This is a genomic window from Paenibacillus sp. P4_A7 (assembly GCF_056402455.1).
Map to the genome: position 1 here is coordinate 1 of NZ_JBFUHJ010000136.1, position 15,528 is coordinate 15,528.

Sequence of the window (15,528 nt, forward strand, 5' to 3'; positions counted from 1 at the left end):
GCATATCATCATGCATATCCGTAAATACATTCTTCGTATTTGAAATAACAGCAACTGCTGTTACAATCAGCAAGGTTGATATTAAAATAAGTATCGCCATTAAACTTTTTTGAACTTTTTTTCTTCTGAGATTCGATAAACAGAGCGTCCACACTGCATACATAGGGATCACTCCTTTCCCGTAACATAAGAAAAGATTATACTTTCTCTGTCGTGGGGATCCTCGTAATTAAACTTTTCGAACTCTAGCACTCCGCCTATTTTCCCATCCTTTATAAAAATAAGACGATCTGCCCTGCAAGCCGCTTTAATATCATGAGTTACCATCACAACGGACTGACCTTGACGATTCATCCTCGTTAAAATATCTAAGACAGCAACACCCTGATCAAAATTCAAGCTCCCTGTCGGTTCATCCGCAAATATTACGTCAGGCGAATTGATTAGCGCTCTCGCGATAGCCGCACGCTGCTGCTGTCCACCCGAGGTTTGTGAGGGCAGGCGATTATGTTGAGCATCAATCTCCATGTTCTTCATAAGGGAGATCGCCTTGCTCTTCACTTCCTTTTTCGGATAACCCCCGACATACCCTGGCAATGCAATGTTTTCTAATAGCGTCAGATCTGGCACCAAGTTAATACTTTGATAAATATAACCGATCTTCTTTGCTCTAAAGTCAGCTAATTGTGTTTCCTTGTATCCATCTATCCGCTGCTCATGGAAGGACACCTCGCCAGTCGTTACGGAATCAAGTCCGCTTAGAAGGTAGAGCAGCGTCGATTTTCCCGATCCTGAATTCCCCATAATTACCGTAAAGTCGCCTTCAAATATTTCTAAATCCACGTTTCGGATGGCATGATATTGTTCGCTGCCCGTTGAATAGGTTTTGCAAAGATTTGTTGCCTTTATTATTGCTTTCTTCGACATGAGTGAAGCCCCCTTAATTCCTGTTATATACTCATTGTAAAGGGCTATCCTTTTCAGACGCTTATCAAACTATTAATAAAGTATTACAGCATTTACCTAACCTAGAGGAATGGTAAAGTAAAAAACGGTCCCCTCACCTTTTATGCTTTTGAATGAAATCGATCCATTATGAGCTTCAATTATATATTTACAAATAGACAGTCCGAGTCCAGTCCCCTTATGGTTAGAGCTCTCAGAGCTCTGGTTCGTCTGTCCTTTGAAATAACGTTCAAATATAAATGGCATATCCTGAGGAAGTATGCCTGCCCCGTTATCTGATATGGTTACTTTCAAATCTCTACGCTCCAACTCAATGCCCATACTGATCGAATCCCCGGCAACCGTATGCTTTAACGCATTTGAAATCAGATTAGATACAACCTGCTCCAAGCGATTGGAATCGACATGAATAAGCACGTTTGGAATTTGCTGCGGTTCTATGAATGTAATGCCAGTTGTACGAACATGATGAGCAATTGGCTTTATAATTGATAGAAAAATGCTTCTACTATACTGCTCTGTCAGATTGACTGAAATTTGTCCTAATTCTTTTAAAGCGTGCAGCAACAGATCTTCAACTAATCTTGTCATTTTATCCGTGTTGGTCTTCATGACCTCTACATATTCCTTAACAGAGTCCATATCAGGGCATAGGCCGTCACGAATGGCGTCCATATAGGCAGTAATGATCGTTAGCGGTGTTTTGATATCATGGGAGATGTTCGTAATGAGTTCTTTTTGCGATTTTTCCTGTTCATCTCTTCGTAGACTCAGATCCATAATTTCCATTCTCATTTGATCAAACATGGCATAAACCTCGCCTATTTCATCCATCCTGCCATACTCAGCGGTTTGCTGGTAATCCCCTTTCAGAATCGCTTCTGAATAATTTTTCAATGCTTTTATAGGCTCAACCGTATCATTGGTAATTTTCTTTCGGAGCCCAAGAAAAAGCAGTATTAACATAACCAGAGAAAATGCAATCATGATGTAGGGGAATATTGGTGTATTCTGTTCTTTCATATAGGTAACCGTAGTTATAGGCATTGTAAATATTACATTTCCTATTTGAGCTTGGGCTGCTTCATCTATGATAGGAAAAGCAATTTCAATAGTATTCTTTTCCACCCTTGCCGTATATAAATCATAGTGAAGTGCATTTTTCAAGTCTATTATGGGGAGAGATTCATTTGTGGAGGATGTAAAAGCTACTTTGCCATCAAGTCCTGCTACTAGTATTTCAACACCGCTGTTATTTGACATCTCTTGAAGATTGTCTCGAATGRCAGGATCATACTGGATTTCCCCATGATGCATCTCCAAATAGGACATAATGCCGCTTACTTTTAACCGCACTTGATTGATGACATACTTCGGATCTGCTTCTTTCTTTCCTCTATTATTATCCAACAACAAGTAAGCTCCGCAGCCTATTACAATAAAAGCACAAATAAAAACGGCCGCAAACCATCTTCTCATCCAACTACTCAAATACATAGATATATCCGCTCTCTTCCATTAGTCTAGGCTAAATTTGTATCCAATACCCCAGACCGTTTTAATATAGGTTGGATTCGACGGACTAGCTTCGATTTTTTCTCGTATTCTTCTTATATAAACCGTTATCGTATTTTCATCACCATAAGCCTCAAACCCCCAAATGGCATCAAGCAGCTGACTCTTTGAGAAAACTTGGTTTTTATGCTTAGCTAAATAAAATAACAACTCAAATTCTTTGGCTGATAGGGAGACATCTTGTCCATCTACTTTAACGCTATATGATTTCTTATCAATGGTCACATTGCCGAACTGTATACGATCTTCATTCTTTTCTGAATGAACAGAGTTCCCCGCTCTTCTTAAATGAGCATTTATACGTGCCACCAACTCACTCATTGAGAATGGCTTGGTCATATAATCATCTGCTCCGAATCCAAGCCCCAGCACCTTATCTGTATCACTGCCCCGCGCACTTAAAATGAGGATCGGGACTTGATTCGTTTCACGAATTTGGCGACAAAGGTCGATACCATCCACATCTGGAAGCATAATATCCAACACAATAAAGTGAGGACCCCATGTTTGACACAGTTGCAAGCCTTCCTTACCATTTTCTGCAACCATAGCCTCGTATCCATGCATGCCAATATAATCTTTTAAAATACGCGAAATATCTTTTTCGTCTTCAATAAAATTGTGATAGGTTCGAATCGATTGACTTCTTAGATGGAGAACCCCGTAGAAAACTAAAATGGTGTTTGGAAGTATACTGAAAACGAGCGTATAATCGGTCTTCCACTCACTCCTATTAATTAACCAGATTGTCTCTATAACCGCTAAAACGAGCCCTGCACCTAGAATAATCCGCCATTTACTTCGTAGAAACTTATCCTCATTCTTCGCAATAATAACTCCTACTAATACAAAGGTTAATCCAAAACCAAAATACCTCGACACGAACAAAACTATATAACTTAAAATAGTTGAATCTTCCATAATGCCATTCCCTAGTATCGCAACCAATATAGGTCTAAGTGAACCGGAAAACAATTGACTAATAAAAAAACCAATAAGCGTTAGACTGATAACAAATCGATAATATTGCTTCTCAAAAAACCAAAAGGAAACAACGATTCCAAACAGTAAAGGCGGGATAAACCATAGCTGAATATATGGGCCATTTAAAAAGACAGTCATAAATAATATTTTTGCCTGAAGAAAGAGATTTGCAATAGATAAACCATTGCTTAGCAATGCGGGTATAATGTACTCTGCCACAAATAATAAGCAGAAAAAACTGTACACAATCAAAATTCTAGTTATGTATCTTCGAATATACGCTCTAGGATTACCTGCATTCACCCAACCTTTGTAAGCCAGAAAACCAGCAATTACATAGAAGCACGGTACAATGACCCTGAGGTTCAGCATTACAAATTGCAGTACATGCTGCTCTGGCATTAGTCCCATATAACGATTCAACATAATATGTGCAAGCAAGACCAAAACGGCCCCTGCAAGCTTGAAAATCGTAATACCTGGATAATACCTACGCATGTTGCCGCAGCTCCCCTATTCCATCCATAGCTAACTGCTGAATGTCTTTGACCGAAAGCTTTCCCGTTGCAGACATTGGAAAGGAAGGAAGAAACACGAAATAGCGCGGCACCTTAAAGGCTGATAAGTATGGCTCCAGAAAACTCCTTAGTTTATCAGATGTAAGGTCCGCTCCCTTCTTAAAAACAATACAAGCACAAATCTGCTCCCCATACAGTTCATCTGGGATTCCGATAACAAGTGCATCCTCCACTTCGTTATGCTTTAACAGAACATCTTCAATTTCTATAGGAGAGATCTTCTCACCTCCGCGAGAAATTAAGCGATTAAGTCTTCCTGTAATCGTTAAATGGCCCTTTTCATCTATAAATCCTAAATCCCCTGATTTGTACCAGCCGTCAGTCGTGAAGCTAGGTTTTTCCTTGTTTTCCTGTAACTACTCAGCCCTCTGGAAAGAACCCTCTCAARAATTGGTAGACAATATGTACAGATTACGTTACTCTAAACTCGTCCATTTAGGAGTCGAGGGGTGAGAGCATGAAGATAGAATTATAAGCTTGTGCGACGAMTCCCGAAATGATCGCAGACCTCATTCTGTCTTTGGTGCAGCRCGTGGATGAGCTGGAACGCCGTTTGAATCAAAACAGTAATAATAGCAGTAAACCACYTTCCAGTGACGGTTACCAGAAGCCCTCCCAAGAGTCTGCGGGGAAAGACCAATAAAAAAAGCGGTGGTCAGCCGGGTCATAAAGCGCATTGGCTGAAGATGAACGATCACCCGGATTACATGATTACGCATGAAGTACAAGCTTGTGAAAAATGCCGATACAACTTGTCGGACGTACCTGTTCTATCCGAAGATAAAYGGCAAGTATTCGGTATGGTTGTGAAGATGGAAATCACCGAACACCGCAYGCAAACGAAAATTTGTTCCAATCYGGGGTGCCGACATCAGAATCAATCCGTCTATCCAGAAGGCGTCAATCATAARACACAATATGGTTCTTCGACCCATGCTTTATTGAGTTATTTAAACTTACAGCAACTGTTACCCTTGAACCGGATTACAGAAATGGTTCATGCGCTGACCGGTTACACCGTCAGCGAGGGGACGATCCTTCGTGCCAATCAGGAGCTTCATGCGAAATTGGCGATCGAAGAACAGAAAATCAAAGCACATTTGCTGAACTCACCGGTCCTACATTCCGATGAATCAGGCTTACAGGTACAAGGAAAATTACAATGGCTGCATACCGCCTGCACTCCCTTTTTCACGTTCKATAGCGTGCACAGTAAGYGTGKTAGAGAAGCCATGGATGATGCCGGATTGTTACCCTTATACGAAGGAACCAATGTACACGATGGACTAAAAGCCTACGAAGGYTACGACTGCAAGCATGCGCTTTGTAATCAGCATCATCATCGCGAGTTAAATGCGGTCGTGGAGAACGACAAGCAACCATGGGCGGAGGAAATGATTGACTTGCTGTACGAGATCAAGCGGAGAAAAGAAGAACTCATCGAAGAAGGAAGCACAAATCTTTAGACGCATTCGGGGATTTGTTTCCACTCTCCGTAAACAGAATCTTCCTGTTCTTGACACCTTGCGGCAAGTGGTTGATGGTAAATCGGTCCTTCCGAACCCATAACCACAAGCTAATTCCACAGCATATCAGGGGTGCCCCGCACCCCTTTTCAGGTTGTCTTGATAGAGGGCTGAGTAGTTACTGATTATCACTAAAATGTTAAATGGAAGTGTCTGATTAATATTCCATCCTATTTTAAAATATAGGTGGACCGTCTAAATGGTACAGTTCAATGAAAAATACGATAAAACAGGATTAGACTAATGGAGGACATATGAAAGTTGTATTTATTGGTGTGGATATTGGCGGGACGAATACCGTCATAGGACTTTTCGATGAAAAAAATCGTTTGATATCCAAAATGGGCATGCCAACAACTCCATCCGGCAACCACCGCTCCCCTTACGATTTTGTGGACAGGTTGAGCGAGGAGATCAGACGGTTAATCGGTCAAGCGGGAACGGCTGCGAGATTGGTCAAAATCGGCGTGGGTGTGCCTGGTCAATTAGACTTAAGGACAGGAACGGTTTTACGAGCACCCAATCTCGGTTGGTATGACTTTGAGTTAAGTGCTGAGTTATACAAAAGACTGGGTGTTCACCCTTCTGTTGATAATGATGTACGGATGTATACGCTTGGAGAAGTCACAGCCGGCGCTGCCCAAGGCTATCAAAACGTTCTCTGTCTTACACTTGGAACGGGTATCGCTTCGGGAGTCATCGTCAATGATCAGCTGGTTAGAGGGTCTCATGGATACGCCGGCGAAATCGGCCACGATCCCGTTGATGGCCAGCTAGCCTTGTGCAAATGCGGAAAAACAGGATGTCTGGAAACCATCGCGTCGGCTACCGGAATTGTGAGATTGGCGAAGGAAGCGGTTGAACGTGGCGCGGATACCTCTTTGCGGAGTCTTGAGAACCCGTTGACAGCTTTTCACGTATATGAGGCGGCAGTCAAAGGAGATATCATCTCTAAAGATATTTTCAATTTTGTTGGAAGCGTTCTTGGCAAGAAATTAACGACAATGATCTACTTATTGGATCCTGAGGTGATCGTGATCGGGGGCGGCGCAGCCGCCGCGGGAGAAATTTTACTTGAACCGATCCGAAATACAATTTATGGGTTGTATCCGAAAAATCATAAGCCGCTTGTACTCCAAGGTAAGTTAGGAGACTCAGCAGGATTATTTGGCGCTGTGCATTTTGCCCGTCATCATAATGATCAATAATTCATAGGGGGAATACAATGAAAACATTATGGATCAATGCCGTTTTATATCTGCCAGACGAGAAAGTGTCGAATGGAACGATGCTTGTAGGTGAAGACGGTCGGATCGAAGCGTTGGGGGCCGCCGAATATGTCCCGGATGAAAAGTTTGAAATCATGGATATCCAAGGACAGTCACTTCTGCCTGGATTCATAGATGTCCATATTCACGGCGGCAATGGTTACAATGTTATGGATGCAAAATACGCCAGCTTGGATGAGATCAGCAAGTTTCATGCTGCCCATGGAACGACTTCTTTCTTGGCTACCACGAATACTTCCACACACGACAAAATTGTTAATGCTTTAAGATCTGCTGCAGCTGGTATGAAACAAGGCGTAACAGGTGCTCAAATGCTCGGCATTCACCTTGAGGGGCCGTTTATAAGCTTGAAACGAAAAGGTGCTCAAAATAAAGACGAGGTTCGAAATCCGACCATGGAAGAAATGGAGCTGTTCATTCAGGCTGCGGAAGGAAGGATCCGACTCGTTACTCTGGCCCCGGAGCTGATCGGGGGAATGGAGGGGGTTAAATATTTCAGCAGCCAAAATGTCACCGTCTCTGCCGGACATTCAGATGCTTCCTATCAGCAGATGGAAGAGGCAGTGGCATGCGGAGTGACCCATACGACGCATCATTTCAATGGTATGAGTCCTTTTCATCACCGGGAACCTGGACTTGCGGGTGCCGGTTTAATGATGCCGGAGCTGACGACAGAGCTCGTAGCTGATGGCATTCATGTTCATCCCGCCGCCGTGAAATTCTTGTTTGATGTTAAGACTCCGTCGAAGGTATGTGCAATTACGGATGCGGTTACATGCTGTGGACTGCCCAACGGAGAATATGGCCACATAAGAATGAAAGACGGCCAAATCTACCTGAAAGACAGCGATACGTTAGCCGGAAGCTCTTTGACGATGATTCAAGCTTTAAAAAATATTCTGGAATTCACTGGCTACCCTTTAGAATATGTCCTTCCATCGTTTACCTTGGTGCCTGCTAGACAAATCGGTGCGGATCACTGTAAAGGTTCTCTGGAAGCGGGAAAGGATGCGGATTTCTTAGTGGTTGATGAAAACCTTCAACTACTGTCTACATTCGTAAAAGGCAGGGAAGTTTATAAATCCGGACTATAATCTTAATTTGTGCAAAAAAAATCCAAACGACCGTTCCACGGCGATTTACCGGGGAACGGTCGTTTTTGATGCCTTTTTGGTTTCGTGCTTCAAGCACGTAACAAGTCCTTATGCGGAATAAATATGCGAATTCTGACGGCGACACTCTTCCATGACCATCATTTGCTGCCGTACCTGCTGAGGCGTAATTTCCAGAGCGGCACCGTCTTTTATGGTTCGATATAGCATCAAATACACTTGTCTCGTCATATGATCCAGCTGCGATTTGCCGCCGGGAATCGATAAGCTCCAGCTGTCTTGATGCCAGGTTAACGTTTCGCTGCAAATTTGGGCCAGAAGATTGCCGTGGATGTCGCGTCCGCTGCGGCCTTGTCCAATGATTCCGACCTTCAATGCTTTTTCAGCCATTTGAAATGGGCCTCTTGTCTTCTTTTGGATTTATGGTGTATTACCGAATGTTTTCTTGTATTCAGTCGGCGTTATTCCGGTTCGCTTCTTGAAGGTTCGGATAAAATGGCTCAGATGATGGAAGCCCACCTGAAAGCCAATTTGTGTGATCGTATGTGAATTCCGTCGAATAAGCACATAGCTCGTTCAATTCTTACCTCATTCATAAAATCGACAAAAGTCTGCCCTGTCTCTTTCTTGAACAAATGACTGAAATACGCAGGTGCTATATTAGCGATTAAGGCTCCATGCTCAAGCGGGATATCCTGACTATAGTTGTCATAGATATACCGCTTGACTTCATCGATCGGATGCTGATCAGCGAGCGACTTACAATTAGGATTATGATAAGCTAGGGCATATTCGAACGTTTTCCCAATTCCTTTTTCCTGAGAAAAGCTAACAATATTAGGATGTATACTATTACCGTCCTTATCCCTATCATATAAATCAACTCACTAGCATTGCATTAAATTAATTTCAAATTGTCAAGTAGTTTATGTCGCAGATTAACATAGAAAAATGTGCTGTAAATGTAACTTTTAGGTCGGTTTTGTCTATAAAAAACTCGATCAGATTCAACATTTACAGCTGGACAAGCCGATCACATAACTGAAGAGACCATGCTTTATCTACATGATCGTAGAAAACATGGTCTCCTCATTTCTTTTGTCTGTCTAAACTATTTTCCAGAGCCCTTAGGAACCGTAACAGTAGCTGTGGCAATCGTTACATTGCCTGCTTGATCCGTAATTGTATAAGTAACTGTGTAGATTCTCCCAGTTCCCTTCCCGGATCTTTCGCCGCGTAAATCGAAGCTGAAATCTGCTGCTCCGTAGGACGCATTCTGAATATCATTTTCTGTGTCTCCATCACCTAAGCCATTATCAGCTTCGTTACTTGTAATGGAAGTAAGAACGACCGTATTCACACCAGGTTGATCATCTGCATTTACTACATCCGCAGTAATTTCAAACATCTTATGATTAGCTTCTTTTATTACATTTATGCTTAAATTAATAATCGCCGTTGGTGCTACTTTATCGATGTTAGTGATTTCGAAGCTTGCTATTTCTGAGTCTGTTCCCAGAGCACTTACAGCTTTTGCTTCGATGATTCCATTTGTACCGACTGAGAAAGGTCCGTTATAGGACTGCCAATCTGCACCACCTATACGATAAAGCTTTTGATTATCATTACTTGCGAATTGAATCGTTACTATTATGTCCGTATTGGTTAATTCAGTTTGATCTACTGTAATAATTGGGGTTTGCGGTAGTGGTGCTACTGTAATTTCAACAGCCTCCGAAGTTTTAACTACTGCATCCTGTATTACAGTCGCAGTTACCAAGACTGTACCTGCTTTTAAGCCAACTAATGTATCATTCTCCACTTTTACAACTGACKGATCGCTAACTGTATAACTGACCTGGGTGCCATCAGCATTACCGGTTAACCCGTTAACTAGCTTAAGGGAAACTGTTAAATTAGTCGCCTTCCCCACCTCGATAGTTGATGATTCCGCAGTTAGAATAGCTTCGCTCATCCGAACGGGTATCTTCATCAGTTGCGATCCATTCTTATAGTAAATACTGCCATCGGGTCCAAGCGCCATTACATGCACTAATGGACTAACTAATTTGTTGTAAGCTAAGGTGACTGGATCAAATACGATTAACTGACGACCGAGCGTCGTATACAGCAGACCGTCTGGACCCCAATACAGGAAGAATGGTCGCCAATTACTAGCTTTCTCACCAGTTGGTAACACTTTACTCCTTAATATCTCTTTAGTAATTGGATCCATAACGAACAATGCAAATGAGCTGCTTGCTCCAACTGATTGCCCCCACATGGCTCCGTACAGATTACCATCGGGTCCAATACTAAGCTCGCCAATCATCTGAGGCATAAAACCAGGGACATCTGGAACAAGCTCAGCGGTTTTAGTCGCAGTTGCTACATCCCACTCGAACAGCTTGGCAACCGTTTCTGAAGGGTCAATTCCAAGTCCGCCCCATATCGACGTACCTCCGTATACTTTTCCTTGCTTATAAGTTAAACCAATGACACTTTGATTTTGTACAACATTACGATATGTGTTCCAGCTGTTTGAAGGCTCGTCATACACCGTTAAAGCGCCCCCGAGCTGCTGGTAGTCCGCAACTGAACCTACAAACAATTTATTTTCTCCGCTTGTAAATGTAAACGTTCTGCTCTGTCCTTCTGGGATGTCATGAAAAAGTCCTGGATTAACTCCCAAATCGTAGGGCTTGGCAAGATCGTAGCGCCATATAGTAGCGCCCCCATAAAGTCCGAAATACACTTTGTTATTCAAGAATCCCATTCCTGAAATCTGGTGAGGTTCCTTTTCCTGCTTATAGAAATAACCTTTATTCGCATCATAAATGCTCATTGCCCCCTGGAAACCACCCATATAAAGCTTACCATCGGGTCCTAATTTCATGGAATTGATTTCGATTCCGCTTTTTACTACTTCTGGCTGAGTCTTCTTCAATGTGTGAGCGATTGGATCGAAGACCGCATGATCTACCTCGTTCGTCAGCATAACAAGGACTTTCCGTCCCGCATTCGGCCCCTCTGTCATCTCAACCCAATCTAGAGCCTTAAGAGACTTTTCAGGAAGGACAACTTTAGGTAATACAGGTGCTGTCACATTCTGTTCGATGTCGTATGTCCATAGTTCAGATGTATGCTGATTACGATAATACATGATATTGGCATCATGCGGAGATGGTGGAGAAATCTTACCATCGAACGCATCTTCATCTTCATACATTATGTGCTTTACCGTACTGTAAGTGGTTTTGTCAACTTCTTCATTCAATATAAGCAGTGAGGTACCGTGTGTAATGTAAAGCTTGTTTCCGAAAGACAAGATACCTGAGATCCCAGCTCGAATTCCTGTAATGGGAGTTTCGATCTCTGTCGCAACTCCTGTCTCCCTATCAATTCGGATCAGATAACCCGTCGTAGAGATACCTGCGTAGAAGTATTTGTCATTCACACCCGAACCACGAACGTATTCTTGACCTTCTTTGAGTGTTCCATAATCCGTGTACTCTTTTGTTGCAATGTCATAGACAAACGCCTTGGAATTCGGGTATGTAGACCCGTATATTTTACCATCAGAGCTGGCATCCAAATCCCATATCCACTTGTTGGATGGATTCTCACCAAGGGCTTCAAAAGTTTTCTCGATTCTATTGTAGCGGTACAATATTCCTGTCTTAGTTCCTGCTACGTATGCGTTACCGTCCGATCCGACTGTAACAGCCCATATGACGTCTGTAGTGGGTATCGGTGCACTGAACTTGACGTCTCCGCTTAATGCATCCAACACGTAGAATTGAGCAGGTGATCCGTGCGTTCCGAAATAGATCTCACCATTACCAATTGCCCCGTTATTAGTTTTGGCAACCACCGTTGCATCCCCAAGGGAAACGGGAGCACCAAACTCATAAGGCATGGTAAGAACTGAAATTTCTTCGAATGTGACATCATCGTAATAAGCCTCAACATCCATAGTAGCAAGACCTGAATAGAGAAGAATGCGTGCCTTCACCGCAGTTCCCGGGGCTTTTCCTTCTGTACGAATCAAGTTCCAGCTATTCTTGGGAGTCTCGGCTCCTTGACTATTAGAACCGACCTCCTTATTTAATTCATTATAATATTTAATAAAAATTCTCCCTGATCCGTTACCAATGTATAGCTTGGTAGAAGCAGCATAGGTCTTTCCAGCTTCTACATCTATATAATCGCTATTAACGGAAACAGCCGAGGCATCATTATCATCAATAATTTTGAGGCTGGTCTGACCAGATGATACCTGCTCCTGACTTAAGGTTACACTTGTGTTTGCTCCTAATGGACTAGGACTAACAGTCCATCCTGGTATCTTACCCCCAATAGCAGGCAGTTCAAATCCATCATTATGCGGAATAGTGGGCTCTTCGGCTTCGACATATTTCTCTACTACAATATCATCATAATATCCTAAGAATGTGTTATCCCGATGCACATAGAGGAATACGATAGCATAATTCGCATCAGCCGGCACCGTAGTTTCGGCGCTCAAATCGAACCATTGTTCTGTGACCACATCTGCTGCAAGTGTTTTAAACCTTGCATCATTAAGTATCCGATTAGATTCATTGATGACGTTTGTCTTATAATAGCGGATCCACATTTCTACTCCGCCATTCGCATTCGTAGTACTAAATTCCTTAACATAAGCACTAACCTTCGCCCGAATCAACTGTCCCGCTTCCACAGCAAACGGCGTGCTCTCAACAGCTACATTCTGTTTCACGACATTGAGCTTCAGGCTTTGTCCACCTGATTTATATACATCCTCGCTCACTGACATCCCTGTCGCCGTACCACCAGACCAGTATTTCCATCCTTCTGGTCTTCCATTGATTACGCTACCCTCAAAATCCGCATTGACGACTTCCAAGGGAAGAAAACCATCATTCGGCTCCTCAGGGGGCACTGTATTCTCAACAAGCTTCTCTACTACAATATCATCATAATAACCTAGGAAAGTGTTATCCCGATGTACATAGAGAAACACGATGGCATAATTCGCTTCAGCCGGCACTGTAGCTTCGCCACCTATATCAAACCATTGTTCTGTGACCACATTTGCTGCAACTGTTTTAAACTTAGCATCACTGAGTATCCTATTAGATTCAGTGATGTCGTTTGTCTTATAGTAGCGGATCCACATTTCCACTCCGCCATTCGCATTGGTGGTGCTAAATTCCTCAACATAAGCACTTGCCTTTGCCCGGATTAACTGTCCCGCTTCTACAACAAACGGCGTGCTCTGTACGCCTACATTTTGTTTCACGACATCAAGCTTCAAGCTTTGTTTGCCTGATTGATATACAGCCTCACTCACAGACAAACCTGTCGCCACACCGCTAGACCAGTATTTCCAACCTTCTGGTTTTCCATTGGTTACGCTACCTTCAATATCCGCATTGAAGACTTCAATTGGAATAACTTCATAGTCACTAGCATATACGTTTCCCCCAGATAATGCCCCGGGTACCATGGTCACTACTAATGCAGTGATCAACATTATTGCCAATACCTTGTTCCATGATTTTCTGATCATAATCATCCTCATCTCCCATTTCGTATTAGAGTCTGTATAAATAAAGATAACGCTTACAACGATATTAATTAACTAAGATATGCTCAAATATTGACCATATCTCATCGCCATAATGATCATATCATGATCATATGTTATATTTCAATCACGAAAATAGTCCTATATTAGGCTTATGAATGATCAAGAAGTGATCATGATTAAGCAGCAAAAAAATAGAATCCGCTCTATCCATCATTACGCACGCACATGACCTTTGATTTCGAATAGATCCGCTAATCGACTATAGAACGTATCGGCATCTTCCATTCCAGCCCAGAATAGCATTAATTCCTTTCGAATTCGAATTAAATCTTCGTTGTGAAGATTTAATTCGTTCATAAACCTAAACGTCGGAATAATCTCACGATACATATGGTACCGAGATGGTCGATTTATTGTTTCTGTCCCGACCCATTCAGCCGCCCTTGCCAAACTTGGGATAGAAATGGTTTGCTTTCGAATCATCAATTGCGCTTGATACGATATCATGAAATCTAGTAGTGTTCTACCTGCATTCTTCACCTTTGACTTCGCATTAATCGCTAAGCCTGTGGTTAAAAGTATTGTCTTAGGTTCTTGAATCCAGGGAAGTGGTGCTACATCATAGACAACATTAGAATTTCGTAATTTATTTAAACTGAAATAAGTAGATATAATCATCGATACCTTACCGCGCATAAAGAGCTCTTCCACATCGGAATCACTTTCTGAGAAATGTATAGGTGAATAAGGTTGATTGACAATCAATTTTCGACATAATTCAATACTTTTCACAAAGCTCATCTTCGCAGAATCTCCATACTCTCCGACTTCCCCTAATTTAAATCCATTCTGTAATAACATCACAGGCCATCTATTACTCGATCGCATATGGTAGTAGAATCCATAGTTCCCACTATTCTCATTTAGCTTGGTTGCTGCCTCCATTAAATCGTCCCATGTCCAGCTACTGTTCGGCTCTGTAATACCACTATTGGCAAAATGCTCTTTATTGTAACACAGTACAATTGGTGAAAAAATGAACGGCAATGCAAGCAGACGATCATTATAATTGAATGCATTTGCAACAAAACTATATAGTCCTGGTCTTGGTTTAAGCTCATCCAATAATTTAGATCTAGCTTCATCGCGAAAAAAATCGAAATCACTATGATTGATCATCATGACATCTAACCAATCATTGTCGATATATTCCATAACGTTCTTAAAGTACGAATCATACGGAAGAATCAGAGTTTGAACTCTAATATGTGGATATAAAGCATGAAACGCGTCAAGAATCTCATTTAGCGCCGCTTGCCGATCCATCTGGTTGTAGCAACCCATCTTAATCGTAATGACAGCCGAATCTTGGGGGTTAGCTACCTTTGCTCCTACTTTAGGAACCCTTACAATTAAGTTTTCCTGACTTAACATATCTAAGCCTTTGCGAATAGAATTCTTGCTCAAGCCGTATTGCTTTCCTAGATCAGCGTTAGAAGGTAGAAGATCTCCAATGGCATATTTCCCCGTTATGATATTCCCACGTAAGACCTCGACCATGTGTTCTAATCTTTTATGAAACGTACTTCGTTGTGGTTTATTACTCGGCATTAAATATACTCCTTTGTCTAATCATCTCATGTGTAAACCGCACCATATTACTGAAACTACTATATATTATATGTTAACTCCTAAATGAATGACAAATATTTTCCTATGCAGTATCAAATTTTGCAACAAATTACTGAATTTTTATGGCCATTTCCTGCGCTTTCAAGCAAAGCTCCGCCGCCTTGAAGGCGTGCTCTTGTGTCATCGCATGCTCGGTTCGATGGATACAATCTAAAATCAATTGTCCAAAAAACGGGTAACTACTCAGCCCTCTGGAAAGAACCCTCTCAA

Annotated in this window: 12 protein-coding genes and 2 pseudogenes; 4 read left to right on the plus strand and 10 right to left on the minus strand. The window is 42.1% G+C overall.

Translation table 11 applies throughout. The features are described 5' to 3' along the window. Positions 1–168 precede the first annotated feature (168 nt). The 5 genes and pseudogenes from AC1DWN_RS17095 to AC1DWN_RS17115 form a co-directional block, all read right to left on the minus strand. Entirely contained in the window at positions 169–927 is a 759-nt protein-coding gene (locus AC1DWN_RS17095) for an ABC transporter ATP-binding protein (RefSeq protein ID WP_477560109.1), read from the minus strand. A gap of 96 nt (positions 928–1,023) precedes the next feature. Then, positions 1,024–2,445 carry a sensor histidine kinase gene (locus tag AC1DWN_RS17100; RefSeq protein WP_477560110.1) on the minus strand — a complete coding sequence of 474 codons (1,422 nt, stop codon included), beginning with the start codon at positions 2,443–2,445 and terminating at the stop codon, positions 1,024–1,026. 39 nt (positions 2,446–2,484) lie between these two features. Then, positions 2,485–3,177: a response regulator transcription factor gene (locus AC1DWN_RS17105; protein WP_477560119.1), complete on the minus strand. Its 693-nt coding sequence runs from the start codon at positions 3,175–3,177 to the stop codon at positions 2,485–2,487. Between the two features lie 30 nt (positions 3,178–3,207). Further along, a pseudogene (locus tag AC1DWN_RS17110) lies at positions 3,208–4,023 on the minus strand (acyltransferase family protein); the annotation flags it as partial. Then, positions 4,016–4,390 carry an AMP-binding enzyme gene (locus tag AC1DWN_RS17115; protein ID WP_477560120.1) on the minus strand — a complete coding sequence of 125 codons (375 nt, stop codon included), beginning with the start codon at positions 4,388–4,390 and terminating at the stop codon, positions 4,016–4,018. The gene AC1DWN_RS17115 and the pseudogene AC1DWN_RS17110, both read right to left, overlap by 8 nt. A 209-nt stretch (positions 4,391–4,599) precedes the next feature. Between AC1DWN_RS17115 and AC1DWN_RS17120 the strand changes: the two genes are divergently transcribed. The 4 genes from AC1DWN_RS17120 (at position 4,600) to nagA (ending at position 8,012) form a co-directional block, all read left to right on the plus strand. Continuing rightward, a complete protein-coding gene (locus AC1DWN_RS17120) occupies positions 4,600–4,746 on the plus strand; it encodes a DUF6444 domain-containing protein (RefSeq protein ID WP_477560111.1) in 147 nt (48 codons plus the stop codon). Further along, positions 4,697–5,569 carry an IS66 family transposase gene (locus AC1DWN_RS17125; RefSeq protein ID WP_477560112.1) on the plus strand — a complete coding sequence of 291 codons (873 nt, stop codon included), beginning with the start codon at positions 4,697–4,699 and terminating at the stop codon, positions 5,567–5,569. Before AC1DWN_RS17120 ends, AC1DWN_RS17125 begins: the two co-directional genes overlap by 50 nt. Positions 5,570–5,883: 314 nt before the next feature. Next, the gene (locus AC1DWN_RS17130) at positions 5,884–6,837 is read left to right on the plus strand and encodes an ROK family protein (RefSeq protein ID WP_477560113.1); all 954 of its coding nucleotides are present in this window, start codon (positions 5,884–5,886) and stop codon (positions 6,835–6,837) included. 17 nt (positions 6,838–6,854) lie between these two features. Beyond that, complete coding sequence (gene nagA / locus AC1DWN_RS17135) at positions 6,855–8,012, plus strand: N-acetylglucosamine-6-phosphate deacetylase (RefSeq protein WP_477560114.1); 1,158 nt, start codon at positions 6,855–6,857, stop codon at positions 8,010–8,012. Between the two features lie 108 nt (positions 8,013–8,120). Here the strand turns inward: nagA and AC1DWN_RS17140 are convergent, their stop codons facing one another. From AC1DWN_RS17140 to AC1DWN_RS17160, 5 genes and pseudogenes are all read right to left on the minus strand, one after another. After that, complete coding sequence (locus AC1DWN_RS17140) at positions 8,121–8,420, minus strand: hypothetical protein (RefSeq protein ID WP_477560115.1); 300 nt, start codon at positions 8,418–8,420, stop codon at positions 8,121–8,123. A gap of 30 nt (positions 8,421–8,450) precedes the next feature. Continuing rightward, the gene (locus AC1DWN_RS17145) at positions 8,451–8,597 is read right to left on the minus strand and encodes a helix-turn-helix domain-containing protein (RefSeq protein ID WP_477560116.1); all 147 of its coding nucleotides are present in this window, start codon (positions 8,595–8,597) and stop codon (positions 8,451–8,453) included. 544 nt (positions 8,598–9,141) lie between these two features. Next, positions 9,142–13,605: an NHL repeat-containing protein gene (locus AC1DWN_RS17150; protein ID WP_477560117.1), complete on the minus strand. Its 4,464-nt coding sequence runs from the start codon at positions 13,603–13,605 to the stop codon at positions 9,142–9,144. Positions 13,606–13,839: 234 nt separating this feature from the next. Beyond that, positions 13,840–15,237 (minus strand): ABC transporter substrate-binding protein, encoded by a 1,398-nt coding sequence (locus AC1DWN_RS17155; RefSeq protein WP_477560118.1) that lies wholly within the window; start codon positions 15,235–15,237, stop codon positions 13,840–13,842. Between the two features lie 130 nt (positions 15,238–15,367). After that, a pseudogene (locus AC1DWN_RS17160) lies at positions 15,368–15,528 on the minus strand (Gfo/Idh/MocA family protein); the annotation flags it as partial.

Excerpts from the sequence above, each read along its gene's own strand:
- AC1DWN_RS17095 (WP_477560109.1), bottom strand. The coding sequence starts at position 927 with ATGTCGAAGAAAGCAATAATAAAGGCAACAAATCTTTGCAAAACCTAT.
- AC1DWN_RS17130 (WP_477560113.1), top strand. The coding sequence starts at position 5,884 with ATGAAAGTTGTATTTATTGGTGTGGATATTGGCGGGACGAATACCGTC.
- nagA (WP_477560114.1), top strand. The coding sequence starts at position 6,855 with ATGAAAACATTATGGATCAATGCCGTTTTATATCTGCCAGACGAGAAA.
- AC1DWN_RS17140 (WP_477560115.1), bottom strand. The coding sequence starts at position 8,420 with ATGGCTGAAAAAGCATTGAAGGTCGGAATCATTGGACAAGGCCGCAGC.
- AC1DWN_RS17155 (WP_477560118.1), bottom strand. The coding sequence starts at position 15,237 with ATGCCGAGTAATAAACCACAACGAAGTACGTTTCATAAAAGATTAGAA.